This is a genomic window from Bacteroides togonis (assembly GCF_900130135.1).
GTDB classification, from domain to species: Bacteria; Bacteroidota; Bacteroidia; order Bacteroidales; family Bacteroidaceae; genus Bacteroides; species Bacteroides pullorum.
On sequence record NZ_LT670820.1, the window covers coordinates 3,496,337 to 3,511,189 of the forward strand.

General features: G+C 43.4%; 15 protein-coding genes. All 15 read left to right on the plus strand.

Going from position 1 to position 14,853, the window contains the following annotated elements:
- Window positions 1-243 precede the first annotated feature (243 nt).
- The 15 genes from BQ8005_RS14640 (at window position 244) to BQ8005_RS14710 (ending at window position 14,853) form a co-directional block, all read left to right on the plus strand.
- On the plus strand, window positions 244-1,104 hold the full coding sequence (locus tag BQ8005_RS14640) for a peptidoglycan DD-metalloendopeptidase family protein (RefSeq protein ID WP_021846891.1): 861 nt from the start codon (window positions 244-246) through the stop codon (window positions 1,102-1,104).
- Between the two features lie 107 nt (window positions 1,105-1,211).
- On the plus strand, window positions 1,212-1,754 hold the full coding sequence (locus tag BQ8005_RS14645) for a DUF1599 domain-containing protein (RefSeq protein ID WP_075319284.1): 543 nt from the start codon (window positions 1,212-1,214) through the stop codon (window positions 1,752-1,754).
- Entirely contained in the window at window positions 1,744-3,066 is a 1,323-nt protein-coding gene (locus tag BQ8005_RS14650) for a BT_3928 family protein (RefSeq protein WP_021846893.1), read from the plus strand. Before BQ8005_RS14645 ends, BQ8005_RS14650 begins: the two co-directional genes overlap by 11 nt.
- 36 nt (window positions 3,067-3,102) lie before the next feature.
- Window positions 3,103-3,858: a triose-phosphate isomerase gene (gene tpiA / locus BQ8005_RS14655; RefSeq protein ID WP_021846894.1), complete on the plus strand. Its 756-nt coding sequence runs from the start codon at window positions 3,103-3,105 to the stop codon at window positions 3,856-3,858.
- A gap of 105 nt (window positions 3,859-3,963) precedes the next feature.
- Entirely contained in the window at window positions 3,964-4,419 is a 456-nt protein-coding gene (locus BQ8005_RS14660) for an SPOR domain-containing protein (protein WP_021846895.1), read from the plus strand.
- A gap of 44 nt (window positions 4,420-4,463) precedes the next feature.
- Complete coding sequence (folE, locus tag BQ8005_RS14665; RefSeq protein ID WP_021846896.1) at window positions 4,464-5,060, plus strand: GTP cyclohydrolase I FolE; 597 nt, start codon at window positions 4,464-4,466, stop codon at window positions 5,058-5,060.
- A gap of 449 nt (window positions 5,061-5,509) precedes the next feature.
- Window positions 5,510-6,856 carry an adenylosuccinate lyase gene (gene purB, locus BQ8005_RS14670; RefSeq protein ID WP_075318563.1) on the plus strand — a complete coding sequence of 449 codons (1,347 nt, stop codon included), beginning with the start codon at window positions 5,510-5,512 and terminating at the stop codon, window positions 6,854-6,856.
- A 130-nt stretch (window positions 6,857-6,986) separates the two neighbouring features.
- Window positions 6,987-8,381 (plus strand): pseudouridine synthase, encoded by a 1,395-nt coding sequence (locus BQ8005_RS14675; RefSeq protein ID WP_075318564.1) that lies wholly within the window; start codon window positions 6,987-6,989, stop codon window positions 8,379-8,381.
- 22 nt (window positions 8,382-8,403) lie between these two features.
- Window positions 8,404-9,807 (plus strand): asparagine--tRNA ligase, encoded by a 1,404-nt coding sequence (gene asnS, locus BQ8005_RS14680; RefSeq protein WP_075318565.1) that lies wholly within the window; start codon window positions 8,404-8,406, stop codon window positions 9,805-9,807.
- Window positions 9,808-10,111: 304 nt separating this feature from the next.
- The gene (gene rplM / locus BQ8005_RS14685; protein ID WP_021846900.1) at window positions 10,112-10,573 is read left to right on the plus strand and encodes a 50S ribosomal protein L13; all 462 of its coding nucleotides are present in this window, start codon (window positions 10,112-10,114) and stop codon (window positions 10,571-10,573) included.
- 6 nt (window positions 10,574-10,579) lie between these two features.
- Complete coding sequence (gene rpsI / locus BQ8005_RS14690; RefSeq protein ID WP_021846901.1) at window positions 10,580-10,966, plus strand: 30S ribosomal protein S9; 387 nt, start codon at window positions 10,580-10,582, stop codon at window positions 10,964-10,966.
- Between the two features lie 180 nt (window positions 10,967-11,146).
- The gene (rpsB, locus tag BQ8005_RS14695) at window positions 11,147-11,983 is read left to right on the plus strand and encodes a 30S ribosomal protein S2 (protein WP_075318566.1); all 837 of its coding nucleotides are present in this window, start codon (window positions 11,147-11,149) and stop codon (window positions 11,981-11,983) included.
- A gap of 134 nt (window positions 11,984-12,117) precedes the next feature.
- Entirely contained in the window at window positions 12,118-13,110 is a 993-nt protein-coding gene (gene tsf / locus BQ8005_RS14700) for a translation elongation factor Ts (protein WP_075318567.1), read from the plus strand.
- 164 nt (window positions 13,111-13,274) lie between these two features.
- Complete coding sequence (locus tag BQ8005_RS14705) at window positions 13,275-14,090, plus strand: glycosyltransferase (protein ID WP_075318568.1); 816 nt, start codon at window positions 13,275-13,277, stop codon at window positions 14,088-14,090.
- Entirely contained in the window at window positions 14,056-14,853 is a 798-nt protein-coding gene (locus BQ8005_RS14710) for a glycosyltransferase (protein WP_234984061.1), read from the plus strand. Before BQ8005_RS14705 ends, BQ8005_RS14710 begins: the two co-directional genes overlap by 35 nt.

Sequence of the window (14,853 nt, forward strand, 5' to 3'; positions counted from 1 at the left end):
TTATGTTGGATATGTTGTAAAACATAAAACAAGATAACTTACTGTTGTTTAATTGTTTACTGTTGTGTTTGAAGCCTGCGTTGCTTGCCTGAAATGAAAAAATGCTTAATTCAGAGTACGTCGTTTCGAAGATTAATGCTAACTTTGGAACAATTTTTGAAAGAGCAGATATCCGCATGTGTTGGATGACATGAAAATAGTAATGTCGTTAGCGGATATGAAAAGACAAATTGACGAAGCGGAATGAATTATACAGGATTTAAATTGTTTCTTTGTGCAGTTGCGGCAATGGTGAGCTTGAACTCCTTTTCACAAGATCTCATAGCCCGTCAGGCACCTATCGATAGAAAGCTGAAGAGTGTGGATTCGTTGGTATTGCAAAAGCAAATTCGTGTAGAGCAATCCATGTATCCTGCTTTCGATATATATCCTTCTTGGAATACAACCTCTGTTCATGTTTATGGCGATGCCATTATACCTGATAAATATACGATTGATTTAACAGGTTTCTGTATGCCGACCGAACATACACGTATCAATGATATATTTGGATATAGACCTCGTCGTCGTAGAGCACATTATGGATTGGATATCAAGGTTTATATTGGTGATACCATTCGTGCTGCTTTTGATGGAAAGATACGTGTTGTTGCCAATCAAGGTAGACGAGGATATGGAAAATATGTTGTGATCCGTCATGACAATGGTTTGGAAACTATTTATGGACATCTTTCGAAACAATTGGTTGGTGTAGATCAGCTGGTGAAGGCTGGTGAACCGATAGGATTGGGTGGAAATACAGGACGTTCCACGGGTTCGCATTTGCATTTCGAAACCCGTTTCTTGGGAATTGCTATAGATCCAGCTTTGATGTTTGACTTTGAAAAACAGGATATTGTAGCTGATACTTATACTTTCGAGAAGAAGGTGAAGAATACGAACGGATCAGCATCGCGTAGTGACTTATTCTATAAGGTGAAACGAGGAGATACACTGTCGAAGATTGCGGCCCGTCAAGGAACGACAGTCAGCAAGCTTTGTCGATTGAACCGTATTACTACCAAAACGGTTTTGCGGCCGGGACAGGTATTGCGTTGCTCATGATAAACGTAAAACAATCTTGATATGAGAGGGTGCTTTAATATAATTTAGAGCACCCTCTTTTCTTTATTTCTTAATTATTCCTAACTTTGCAGCCTATTTATATGGAAATGAAAGATACCAAACAGCAATTTGAGCATGTTATTACCATTTGTCGTGATTTGTTTACCAAGAAACTTCATGACTATGGGGCGGCTTGGCGCATTTTGCGTCCGTCTTCGGTGACCGATCAGATTTTTATTAAGGCCAACCGTATTCGTAGTATTGAAATTAAAGGCGTCTCTTTGGTAGACGAAGGTATTCGCTCTGAGTTCATTGCAATTGTGAATTATGGTATCATCGGACTTATTCAGTTAGAAAAAGGCTATGCCGAATCGGCGGATATGACTAACGAAGAGGCGCTAGCCTTGTATGACAAGTATGCCAAAGCTTCGCTGGAACTGATGTTGGCAAAGAATCACGATTATGATGAGGCATGGCGCAGTATGCGCATAAGTTCGTATACAGACTTGATATTGATGAAGTTGTATCGCACAAAGCAAATAGAATCCCTCGCGGGGCAGACATTGGTGTCTGAAGGAGTGGATGCCAATTATATGGATATGATAAATTATTCAGTGTTCGGTTTGATTAAGATTGAATTTGGAGATTGATAAGAAACATATTATCAGGAAGGTGTGGGTGAACGCCTGTCGCTTTTTGTTGGGAGGGGTTTTTGTCTTTTCCGGCTTTGTCAAGGCTATCGACCCGTTTGGCACTTTTTATAAACTACAGGACTACCTGAGTGCTTTTGGCTTGAGTGGATGGTTTCCTCCTTCTTTAGTGTTTCTGGGAGCTATTTTGCTGGCTGCATTGGAGTTTTGCGTGGGTGTATATTTGTTTTTGGGCATCCGAAAGACATGGAGTGTTTGGATGGCCTTACTCCTGATGGCAGTAATGACTCCCTTGACATTGTATCTTGCCATTGCCGATCCTGTATCAGATTGCGGTTGCTTTGGTGACGCTTGGATTTTAACTAATTGGGAGACTTTTGGAAAGAATGTCGTTTTGTTGATCGCTTCTCTGTCTGTATTTTATTGGCGGAAAGATATCATCCGTTTTATTACTCGTAAGATAGAATGGGTCTTTTCGATGTATACCATTCTGTTTGTATTCGCTTTGTCTGTTTATTGCCAGCATAATCTTCCCATTATAGATTTTCGTCCTTATAAGGTTGGAGTTAATATAAAGCAGGCAATGGAAATACCTGAGGGGGCTAAACCTTCAGTTTATGATACGCGTTTCATTCTTGAAAAGGATGGGGTGAAAAAGGAGTTTTCTTTGGAAGATTATCCTGATAGCACCTGGACTTTTGTAGAAGCGCGTACAGTTTTGAAGGAAAAGGGATATGAGCCGCCTATACACGATTTCTCCATGTTAAGTGTGGAAACAGGGGAAGATATTACGGAAAAGGTGCTGACGGATGAAGGTTATACTTTCCTGTTGGTTGCACATCGGATTGAGCAGGCAGACGATAGTAATATTGATCTGATCAATGAAATTTATGATTATAGTGTTGAACATGGCTATGGATTTTATGCCTTGACTTCGTCGACAGAGGAAGATATCTTGCAATGGAGAGATCGGACAGGAGCTGAATATCCTTTTTGTCAGACTGATGATATTGCGCTGAAGACTATGATCCGCTCTAATCCGGGTATGTTCCTTTTGAAGAATGGTACGATTCTTCACAAATGGAGCGATGGAAATTTGCCTGACGAGTATGCGTTATACGATTCCTTGGATAAAATACCTGTGGGGCAGGAAGAGTTTGTCAGTCTTTGGCATACGATGGGAAAGGTCTTACTTTGGTTCATCGTACCTCTATGCTTGGTGCTGGCTGTAGATATATTGGTCATCAAACGTCGTGAAAAGAGGATTGGGCATGTGAAAACCGATGGTGAACTTGTGGAAAGAAAAAAATAAAAACATTTATATTAACCCTTTAAAAATAAAGACAAAATGAGAAAGAACATTGTTGCAGGAAACTGGAAGATGAACAAAACCCTTCAGGAGGGTATTGCTCTTGCAAAAGAATTGAATGAAGTATTGGCTAATGAAAAGCCTAATTGTGATGTAATCATCTGTACACCGTTTATTCATTTGGCTTCTGTTACTCCGTTGGTAGATCCCGCTAAGATCGGTGTAGGTGCAGAAAACTGCGCTGACAAGGAGTCTGGTGCTTATACAGGTGAAGTTTCAGCAGCTATGGTAGCTTCTACGGGTGCCAAGTATGTTATTTTAGGCCACTCAGAGCGTCGTGCTTACTATCATGAGACTGTAGAAATTCTGGAAGAGAAAGTGAAGCTGGCTTTGGCTAATGGTCTGACACCTATCTTCTGTATTGGTGAAGTTCTGGAAGAGCGTGAAGCTAACAAGCAGAACGAAGTTGTCGCTGCTCAGCTGGCTTCTGTATTCTCTCTGTCTGCAGAAGATTTCTCTAAGATCATTCTGGCTTATGAGCCGGTTTGGGCTATTGGTACAGGCAAGACTGCTACTCCTGAGCAGGCACAGGAAATCCATGCATTCATCCGTCAGACGGTAGCTGAAAAGTATGGTAAGGAAGTTGCTGATAACTGCTCTATCCTTTATGGCGGTAGCTGCAAGCCTTCAAACGCTAAGGAATTGTTTGCTAATCCTGACGTAGATGGCGGTCTGATTGGTGGTGCTGCTTTGAAGGTCGCTGACTTCAAGGGCATTATCGATGCTTTCAACTAATCGAAAGATATATTGATTAAGAAAATGCTGCGCTGAGAAGCGCCATGCTTCGAACGCAGCATTCTTTTTTATTCTATTACACCTAAACAACAGATACCGAGTAACATGAAACGTTTGTTTTTAACCCTTGCATGCCTTTCAGCCTTCTTGTTTGCGACGGCACAAGAGAATATTATAGAGAGTTTGGAGCAGAAAGTTCCAGGTCAGGGAAAGGTTACTGTTCATCAGGATGCGCGCATTGAAGCGCTGATCGGTAAGGCTCGACCAGCTTCTGTCGCTGAAGGACAACAGGTCCTTAAGGCGGCTGGATATCGCGTCCAGGTATATGCTGGAAGCAATACCCGTCAGGCTAAGAACGAAGCACATGCGGTGGCGGCGTCTGTCAAAGAACTCTTTCCCGATTTGCTGGTCTATACTTTTTTTACTCCTCCCCGTTGGCTGTGTCGAGTAGGAGACTATCGGAGCATTGAGGAAGCTGATGCCATGATGAGGCGTTTGCGTAGCTCAGGTCAGTTTAAAGAAGTTTCTATAGTCAGAGACCAGATAAATATTCCTCTATAACAGAACGGAGACATCCGTTTGATAATCTATAATTAAAAGAAATCATGCTGGAAAAAGAAATCATCACTTCCCCTGCGTTGGACGAACTGAAAGAACATTATGCACGTATCTTGACCCTGCTGGGTGAAGACGTGGAGCGCGAAGGCTTGCTTAAGACTCCTGAGCGTGTGGCAAAAGCTATGCTGACTTTGACCAAAGGGTATACGATGGATCCTCATGAAGTGCTTCGTTCGGCTAAGTTCAAGGAAGAATATAGTCAGATGGTGATTGTGAAGGACATCGATTTCTTCTCATTGTGCGAACATCACATGCTGCCCTTCTATGGGAAAGCTCATGTGGCTTATATCCCCAATGGTTATATTACAGGTTTGAGTAAGATTGCCCGCGTGGTCGACATATTCTCCCACCGTCTGCAAGTGCAGGAGCGTATGACTCTTCAGATTAAAGAGTGCATTCAGGAAACGCTCAATCCGTTGGGCGTTATGGTGGTGGTGGAAGCCAAACACATGTGTATGCAGATGCGTGGCGTGGAGAAACAAAATGCCATTACCACGACTTCGGATTTTACAGGTGCTTTTAATCAAGCCAAGACTCGCGAAGAATTCATGAATCTGATCAAACATCATTCTACGGCTTTGTAAAAAGCGTAGCTTTGTTATTCGTTTTTGCCAAGTGGCACTTGGCGTTGCTAAAGTCCCTCATTAGGAGCGTAATGTTCATCTTTACGATGCTAATGAGGGACTTTATTTTTTCCCCTTTCAAATGTCGGAATCGTAATGACTGTTTCCATCTTATAGATTGTTGTTCGATAATAAATCTCTTTCGTCGTTGGAGAATAAAACTATGTTTTACTGATGGCAAAACTATGTTTTAGCGTCGATAAAGCATCGTTTTATAGTTTGGGCGTGTATGTTTGTTTGAGGATGGTTGAGTGAGGGATTGGGGACGGCTGATGATGGAGCTTTGCTTTTCGTTTGTAGATTTTGATAATTTTTGCAGTTACAAGGAGTTTTTATGCTGGTTTTGTGGCTTGTAACTCAGAAAAAAGACGTAATTTTGTCGCCCGATAATTATCAACTGAATACGACGTATGGAACTGGATTTACTAACCGCCATCTCTCCGATTGACGGTCGCTATAGGGGCAAGACAGATGCCTTGGCCGCCTATTTCTCTGAATTTGCACTGATTAAGTATAGAGTGCGGGTCGAGATTGAGTATTTTATCGCTTTGTGTGAATTGCCTTTGCCTCAGTTGGCTGGGGTAGACAAGGGCGTGTTTGAAACTCTGAGAAATATTTATCGTAATTTCTCGGAAGCCGATGCCCAACGCATTAAGGAAATTGAAAGCGTGACCAATCACGACGTGAAAGCCGTGGAATATTTCTTGAAAGAACAGTTTGACAAGCTGGGTGGTATGGACGATTACAAGGAGTTTATCCACTTCGGACTGACTTCGCAGGATATCAACAATACCTCTGTGCCCCTTTCCGTAAAAGAAGCGCTGGAGCAGGTATATTATCCTCAGATTGAGGAACTGATTGCTCAGCTTCGCACGTATGCCGAAGAATGGGCCAATATTCCGATGCTGGCCAAAACGCATGGACAGCCTGCTTCGCCGACGCGTTTGGGTAAGGAAATCCGTGTGTTTGTTTACCGTTTGGAGCGTCAGCTGGCTACACTGAAGGCTTGTCCGTTGACTGCTAAGTTTGGTGGCGCTACGGGCAATTACAATGCCCATCACGTGGCTTATCCTGCGTATGACTGGAAGGCTTTCGGTAACAGATTTGTCGCTGAAAAGCTGGGACTGGAGCGTGAGGAATACACCACTCAGATTTCCAACTACGACAATCTGTCTGCCATCTTCGATGCCATGAAGCGTGTCAATACGATCATGATAGACATGAACCGCGATTTCTGGCAATACATTTCGATGGAGTATTTCAAACAGAAGATTAAAGCGGGTGAAGTTGGCTCTAGTGCGATGCCCCACAAGGTGAACCCTATCGATTTCGAAAATGCGGAGGGTAATCTGGGAGTGGCAAATGCCATACTGGAACATTTGGCTGTGAAGTTGCCGGTATCGCGCCTGCAGCGTGACTTGACCGATTCGACCGTGTTGCGCAACATTGGTGTGCCTTTTGGTCACATTATTATTGCCATCCAGAGTTCTTTGAAAGGATTGCGCAAGTTGTTGCTGAACGAGACGGCTATTTATCGCGATTTGGACAACTGCTGGAGTGTGGTGGCTGAGGCCATCCAGACAATCCTGCGCCGTGAGGCATATCCGCATCCGTATGAGGCACTGAAAGCGCTGACTCGTACTAATCAGGCTATTACGGAAGCATCTATCAAGAATTTTATCGAGGAGTTGAATGTCAGTGAAGATATCAAGAAGGAACTTCGCGCCATTACTCCGCACAATTATACGGGAATGTAAATAATGGAAAATTGATAATGGGAAATTGAAATGAACCATTACTGAAATTTTCAATTCTCAATTTTCCATTTTCAATTAAATAAGGCCGTGAGGCCGATAAGTTTAATTTTTATTCGAATAAAAAAGAACAATGAGTACAGAAAATGAAAGCTGGCGCGATGCGTCAGGTGTAGAAAGAAATGAAGGTGCTGACCGTGATGGTAATCAGTACAGGGGTGCTGGCTTCGGCCATTCTTCTTATAACCGTGAAAACAGAGAGCGGCCTTATCGTCCGCGTTTTAATACCGAGAATGGGGGACGCTCGCAGAAGGCTTACAGTAGCGATCGGTCTTATCGTCCGCGCTTTAATGCGGAGAATGGTGATCGTCCGCAGCGCTCTTATGGCAATGCTTATCGCCCGCGTTTTAATGACAATGCTGAAGAGGGTGAACGTTCACAGCGTACGTATGGTGGGGAGCGTTCTTATCGTCCCCGTTTCAATGCCGAAGGTGGTGATCGTCCGCAACGTCCTCGCTTCAATCCGAATGCGGAACGTGGTCAGCGTGCTTATGGCGATCGTCCGCAGCGTCCGCGTTTCAATCCTAACGCGTCTGGCGAGCAGGGCGGTTTCGCACAACGTTCTTATGGCAATGAGGGAGATCGTCCGCAACGTCCTCGTTTCAATTCGAATGCTGGTCGTGGCAATAATCGTGGAGGAAACAATGCATACGGCCGTCCACAACGCCCACGCACGGCTGATTACAATCCGAATGCCAAGTATAGCAAGAAGAAACAGATTGAATACAAGGAACAGTTTGTCGATCCCAATGAACCTATTCGTCTGAATAAGTTCTTAGCCAATGCAGGTGTTTGCTCGCGTCGTGAGGCTGATGAGTTTATTACGGCTGGTGTGGTTTCTGTGAACGGACAGGTCGTAACAGAACTGGGTACAAAAATCAAACGTGGTGATGAAGTGAAATTCCATGATCAGGTGGTGAACATCGAACGTAAGATTTATGTGTTGCTGAATAAGCCGAAAGATACAGTGACAACGTCGGATGACCCGCAGGCTCGTCGTACCGTAATGGATTTGGTGAAGGGCGCTTGTGAAGAGCGTATCTATCCTGTAGGACGACTGGACCGCAATACGACAGGAGTTCTGTTGCTGACGAATGACGGTGATTTGGCTTCGAAGTTGACTCATCCGAAGTATCTGAAGAAGAAAATTTATCATGTACACTTGGACAAGAACCTGACCAAGGCGGATATGGAGCAGATTGCTGCAGGTATCCAGCTGGATGATGGTGAAATCCATGCAGACGCTATCAGCTATACGGATGAAAACAAGAAAAACGATGTGGGCATTGAGATCCACTCGGGCAAGAACCGTATCGTACGTCGTATTTTCGAATCCTTGGGATATAAGGTAGTAAAGTTGGATCGTGTATATTTTGCAGGTCTGACCAAAAAAGGATTGCGTCGTGGTGACTGGCGCTATCTGACAGAACAGGAAGTGAACTTCCTGCGTATGGGCTCGTTTGAATAAATTATAGATATAGATAGAAATTATGGAAAAAATTAGTAGAACAAAGATTGTGGACCTGCTGAAGCGTGAAGATTTCGGCGCTATGGTCAACGTGAAAGGCTGGGTTCGTACCCGCAGAGGTAGCAAACAGGTAAACTTCATCGCGCTGAACGACGGTTCTACAATAAATAATGTACAGATCGTTGTCGATCTGGAAAACTTTGACGAGGCCCTATTGAAGGATATCACGACGGGAGCTTGTTTGAGCGTGAACGGTGTGTTGACTGAATCTGTCGGTGCTGGTCAGAAAGCAGAAATTCAGGCTCGTGAAATAGAAGTACTGGGTACATGTGACAATACTTATCCGTTGCAGAAGAAAGGACACTCTATGGAGTTCTTGCGTGAGATTGCTCATTTGCGTCCTCGTACCAATACCTTTGGCGCCGTATTTCGTATTCGCCACAATATGGCTATCGCTATTCATACTTTCTTCCATCAGAAAGGCTTCTTCTACTTCCACACGCCTATTATTACGGCGTCAGATTGCGAGGGTGCCGGTCAGATGTTCCAGGTGACAACCAAGAACCTTTATGACCTGAAGAAAGATGAAAATGGTTCCATTATTTACGACGATGACTTCTTCGGCAAGCAGGCCAGTCTGACTGTTTCTGGTCAGCTGGAGGGTGAACTTGCTGCAACGGCATTGGGAGCGATTTATACATTCGGTCCTACCTTCCGTGCAGAAAACTCTAATACTCCGCGCCATTTGGCTGAGTTCTGGATGGTAGAGCCAGAAGTTGCCTTTGCTGATCTGTCTGAGCTGATGGATTTGGAAGAAGAATTCATTAAGTTCTGTGTGAAATGGGCGCTTGACAATTGTGCCGATGACTTGGAGTTCCTGAACAAGATGGTGGACAAAGGCTTGATAGAACGTTTGCAGAAGGTTGTAAACACGGAATTTGTTCGTCTGCCTTATACGGAAGGTATTAAGATCCTGGAAGAGGCCGTTGCTAAAGGACACAAGTTTGAATTCCCTGTTTACTGGGGTTGTGACTTGGCCAGCGAGCATGAACGTTATCTGGTTGAAGAGCATTTCCAGAAGCCGGTCATCATGATAGACTATCCGAAGGAAATCAAGGCTTTCTATATGAAGCAGAATGAGGATGGCAAAACTGTACAGGGTACAGATGTATTGTTCCCTCAGATTGGCGAAATTATTGGTGGAAGTGTACGTGAAGAGAATTATGATAAACTGATGGCTCGTATCACTGAACTTCACATTCCGATGAAGGATATGTGGTGGTATCTGGATACTCGTAAGTATGGTACATGTCCGCATGCAGGTTTTGGCCTGGGCTTTGAACGCCTATTGCTGTTCGTGACGGGTATGGCAAATATTCGCGATGTTATCCCCTTCCCACGTACGCCGCGTAATGCAGAGTTCTGATGTGGATAAGGACATCTGAGTAAAGCTTAATTTAATATCGATTTTTCCCTGATTGGAGAAATATTTTTCTTCAGTTGGGGAAAAATATTTTGGTAAGTACGTTGCTTTTTCAATCTGACTCTCAGACAAAAAAAAGACTAAATCGTTTGTCAGTTAGCAGAAAAACCGTACCTTTGCAAGCCGATTATTATCTAATAAGGATAAGCAATTAATTCATAGCGAGTTAATCGACCTTTGTCCGGGGCGGTTAGCTAGTGGTGAAGAAAAAACAATTAGTAGTAACATTTTAAAAAAACATTTAAGAGTGGATACTTTAAGTTACAAGACCATTTCTGCAAACAAAGCTACGGTGACGAAAGAATGGGTCATCGTTGACGCTACAGACCAGGTTTTGGGTCGTCTGGGCGCTAAAGTTGCGAAACTGTTGAGAGGAAAGTATAAACCCAACTTTACCCCTCACGTAGATTGTGGCGATAATGTAATCATTATCAATGCCGACAAAGTGAAAATGACTGGCAATAAGTGGACTGACAAGATTTATCTGTCCTATACCGGTTATCCCGGTGGCCAGAGAGAGATGACTCCTGCCCGTCTGCAGGCTAAACCGAATGGTGAGGACAAACTGCTGAGAAAGGTAGTGAAGGGCATGCTCCCCAAGAATAAACTGGGCGCAAAATTGCTGGGTAATATGTATGTATACGCCGGCAGCGAACACAAACATGCTGCTCAGAACCCGAAAATGATTGATATTAACGCACTTAAATAAGAGATGATGGAAGTAGTAAATGCATTAGGCAGACGTAAAAGTGCAATTGCACGTATTTTCGTAAGCGAAGGTACTGGAAAGATTACCATTAACAAGAGAGACCTTGCTGTGTATTTCCCTTCAAGCATTCTCCAGTACGTGGTTAAACAGCCGCTGAACAAGCTTGGTGTAGCTGAAAAGTATGACATTAAAGTTAACCTTTGCGGTGGTGGTTTCACAGGTCAGTCTCAGGCTTTGCGTCTGGCTATCGCCCGTGCACTGGTAAAAATCAATCCTGAAGATAAGGCTGCTCTGCGTGCCGAAGGCTTCATGACTCGTGACCCGCGTGCTGTTGAACGTAAGAAACCGGGTCGTCCCAAAGCACGTCGTAGATTCCAGTTCAGTAAACGTTAAGAGTTGCAGATTGGTTGGGGCGGACAAGTTGCATGAATTTCAACTTTCAACTCTCAACTCTCAACTGAAAAAGCGTTTAGCATCTAAACTACCGGGACTCTCGTTCTTGTGGACAAGGCTACCCGGCGGTTGGTTTAGAAAAACAAAAAAGAAAGTAAACGATTTAAGATTAAAAAGACAATGTCAAGAACAAATTTTGATACATTATTGGAGGCCGGTTGCCACTTCGGTCACCTGAAAAGAAAGTGGAACCCTGCAATGGCTCCTTATATCTTCATGGAGCGCAATGGTATTCATATCATTGACCTCAACAAGACGGTTGCTAAAATTGACGAAGCTGCAGAAGCTTTGAAGCAAATCGCTAAATCAGGAAAGAAAGTCCTGTTTGTTGCTACTAAGAAACAAGCTAAGCAGGTGGTTGCTGACAAGGCAGCCTCTGTAAACATGCCTTATGTAATCGAGCGCTGGCCGGGTGGTATGTTGACCAACTTCCCGACTATTCGTAAGGCCGTTAAGAAGATGGCTACTATTGATAAGCTGACTAATGACGGTACTTATGCAAATCTCTCTAAGAGAGAAATCCTTCAGATTTCTCGTCAGCGTGCTAAGTTGGACAAAACTTTGGGCTCTATCGCTGACCTGACTCGTCTGCCGTCTGCATTGTTTGTTGTAGACGTTATGAAGGAAAATATTGCAGTTCGCGAGGCTAACCGTTTGGGTATTCCTGTATTCGGTATTGTTGATACGAACTCTGATCCTACTAATGTAGATTTCGTAATCCCGGCTAATGATGACGCTACCAAGTCTGTAGAAGTGATTTTGGATGCTTGCTGTGCTGCTATGCAGGAAGGTCTGGAAGAACGTAAGGCTGAAAAGATCGACATGGAAGCTGCCGGTGAAGCTCCTGCCAATAAGGGTAAGAAGAAAGCTACCAAGGCTCGTCTGGACAAGTCGGACGAAGAAGCTATCAATGCTTCTAAGGCTGCCGCCTTCATGAAAGAAGACGAAGAAGCTTAAAATATATTCTTGAGAGTTGAGAATTGAAAGTTGAGAGTTACTTTAAACGGCAATTCTCAATTCTCTGTTCTCAGCTCTCAAATGCTTTATATAGAAGAGTAGTATTATTAACTTAATTAAAAGATAAAGAGATTATGGCTGTAACAATGGCTGATATAACCAAGCTCCGTAAAATGACCGGTGCTGGTATGATGGACTGTAAGAACGCCTTGACTGATGCAGAGGGCGATTTCGATAAGGCAATGAAGATTCTCCGTGAGAAGGGGCAGGCTGTAGCTGCTAAGCGTTCTGACCGCGAGGCTTCTGAAGGTTGCGTGTTGGCTAAGACAACGGGTGATTTTGCTGTTATCATCGCACTGAAATGTGAAACAGACTTTGTTGCTCAGAATGCTGACTTCGTAAAATTGACTCAAGATATCCTGGATCTGGCTGTTGCTAACAAGTGCAAGACACTGGATGAAGTGAAAGCTCTGCCGATGGGTGATGCAACTGTTGCTCAGGCTGTAACAGACCGTAGCGGTATCACTGGTGAAAAGATGGAATTGGATGGCTACATGACTGTAGAAGGTGCAGATACGGTGGTTTATAACCATATGAACAGAAACGGTTTGTGTACTATTGTTGCTTTCAATAAAAAAGTTGATGAACAATTGGGTAAGCAGATCGCTATGCAAATTGCTGCAATGAATCCTATTGCTATTGATGAGGACGGGGTGTCAGAAGAAATCAAACAGAAGGAAATCGAAGTTGCTGTTGAGAAAACAAAGGCTGAACAGGTACAGAAGGCTGTTGAGGCTGCTCTGAAGAAAGCAGGTATTAACCCTGCTCACGTAGATAGCGAAGATCACATGGAAAGCAACATGGCTAAGGGTTGGATTACTGCCGAAGATGTTGCCAAAGCAAAGGAAATCATCGCTACTGTTTCTGCAGAGAAAGCTGCTAACTTGCCTGAGCAGATGATCCAGAACATTGCTAAGGGTCGTTTGGGTAAGTTCCTGAAAGAAGTCTGCCTGTTGAATCAGGAGGATGTAATGGATGCAAAGAAAACTGTAAGAGAAGTGTTGAAAGAAGCAGATCCCGAACTGAAGGTCACAGATTTCAAGCGTTTCACTTTGCGTGCTGAGTAAATCTATATTGGGATTTTGATATAAACTGAGGATGTGCCATAATTGGTACATCCTTTTTTGTTGTTCTGTTGCTGGTGATTGATGAGATTTTTATGTAACCGGCTCTGTTTGTCGCTTTTTTATATTATCTTTGTTGTAAGGATTAACAACTTGGTAAGAAGAATATGAATGCGAATATGTCCAAACCTCAAGTCATCGTGTCCATGACTTCCTTTCCTGCTGCGATATCATATGCAGAACGGGCTATTCTGTCTCTTTTGGAAGGTTCTGTCCTTCCTGATAAAGTGGTGCTTTATCTTACCGTTTCACAATTCGGTGAAAATGGAGTTCCACAAAGCTTACTTGAACTGGCAGATAGAAATCCAATATTTGAAGTACGGAACTATGATCGGGATATCCGTTCATATCGGAAATTAATTCCGGCTTTGCACGATTTTCCAGATGCAATAATTGTTACGGTGGACGATGATGTCGCGTATCATAAACACATGCTGCGTGATTTACTGCGTTTACACGAGCAGTTGCCCAAGGCGGTATTAGCACATCGGGCCAAACGTATGAAGCCAGGACTTCCTTATCGTAAATGGACTAAATACAGATGGTATAGTTTTGTGCTGAGGAAGATACATATTGGCTTTAAGAATATACAGACTGGCGTAGGGGGAGTGTTGTATCCACCTCATTCTCTGAAATCGGAGATGCTGGATGTGGATCTGTTCACCCAAATTGCTCCAACAACAGACGATATTTGGTTTTGGGCGGCAGCTGTGGCTAATGGAACTCCGATCGTTCCTGTTCCCTTTGGATATAACAAACCTAAAGGGTTGGAAAAACCACGCGAATTGTCGTTGAAAACCACCAATTTTAAGTCGGGTATGGACCGAAATGCGGCGGCGTTGAAAGCGATTGTGGAGAAGTATCCTGAAGTTGGTAGAAGAATAGGATATGATATTAAAACAAATCAATCAGAAAATGAATGATAAACCGAAGGTGATTGTTTCATTGACTTCGTTTCCTGCGGCAATCTCTTATGCTGTGCAGGCGATACGCTCTGTTCTCGAAGGTTCCCTATTGCCCGATAAGCTGGTGCTTTATCTTACCTTTTCGCAATTCGGTGAGAGTGGAGTTCCGCAGAGTTTGCTTGAACTTGCTGACAGTAACTCTATTTTTGAAATTCGGAACTACGATTGGGATATTCGTTCATATCGGAAGTTGATTCCGGCATTAAATGACTTTCCTGATGATATTATCGTGACAATGGACGATGATGTTCTGTATCATCCAGATTGGTTACGTGATTTGGTTGTCATGCACAAACGAGTGCCCGATGCCATTGTTGCTCATCGTGTAAGGAAGGCCAGGTTGAATGTTCCTTATCGTAAATGGAGAAAATACCATTGGTATGATTTTGTTTTCAAGAAAATCCATCGAACTCACTTAGCAATGCAGACAGGTGTGGGTGAGGTGTTATATCCACCTCATTCATTGGACGAAAAAATGCTTGCTCCCTCTCTTTTTATGGAGTTAGCCCCTACTGTTGATGATGTGTGGTTTTGGCTGGCAGCTGTGTCGCGTGGTACTTACGTGGTTCCTTTGCCCAATGGGAAACGAAAGCCCTTAGAAATAGGTAAACCTGGAGAAATTTCTTTGAAAACGGTAAATACCAATCCGGCTGACGATCGTAATCGTAAAGCGCTTGACAGAATTCTTGAACATTATCCAGAGATTAAACAAAAACTATAG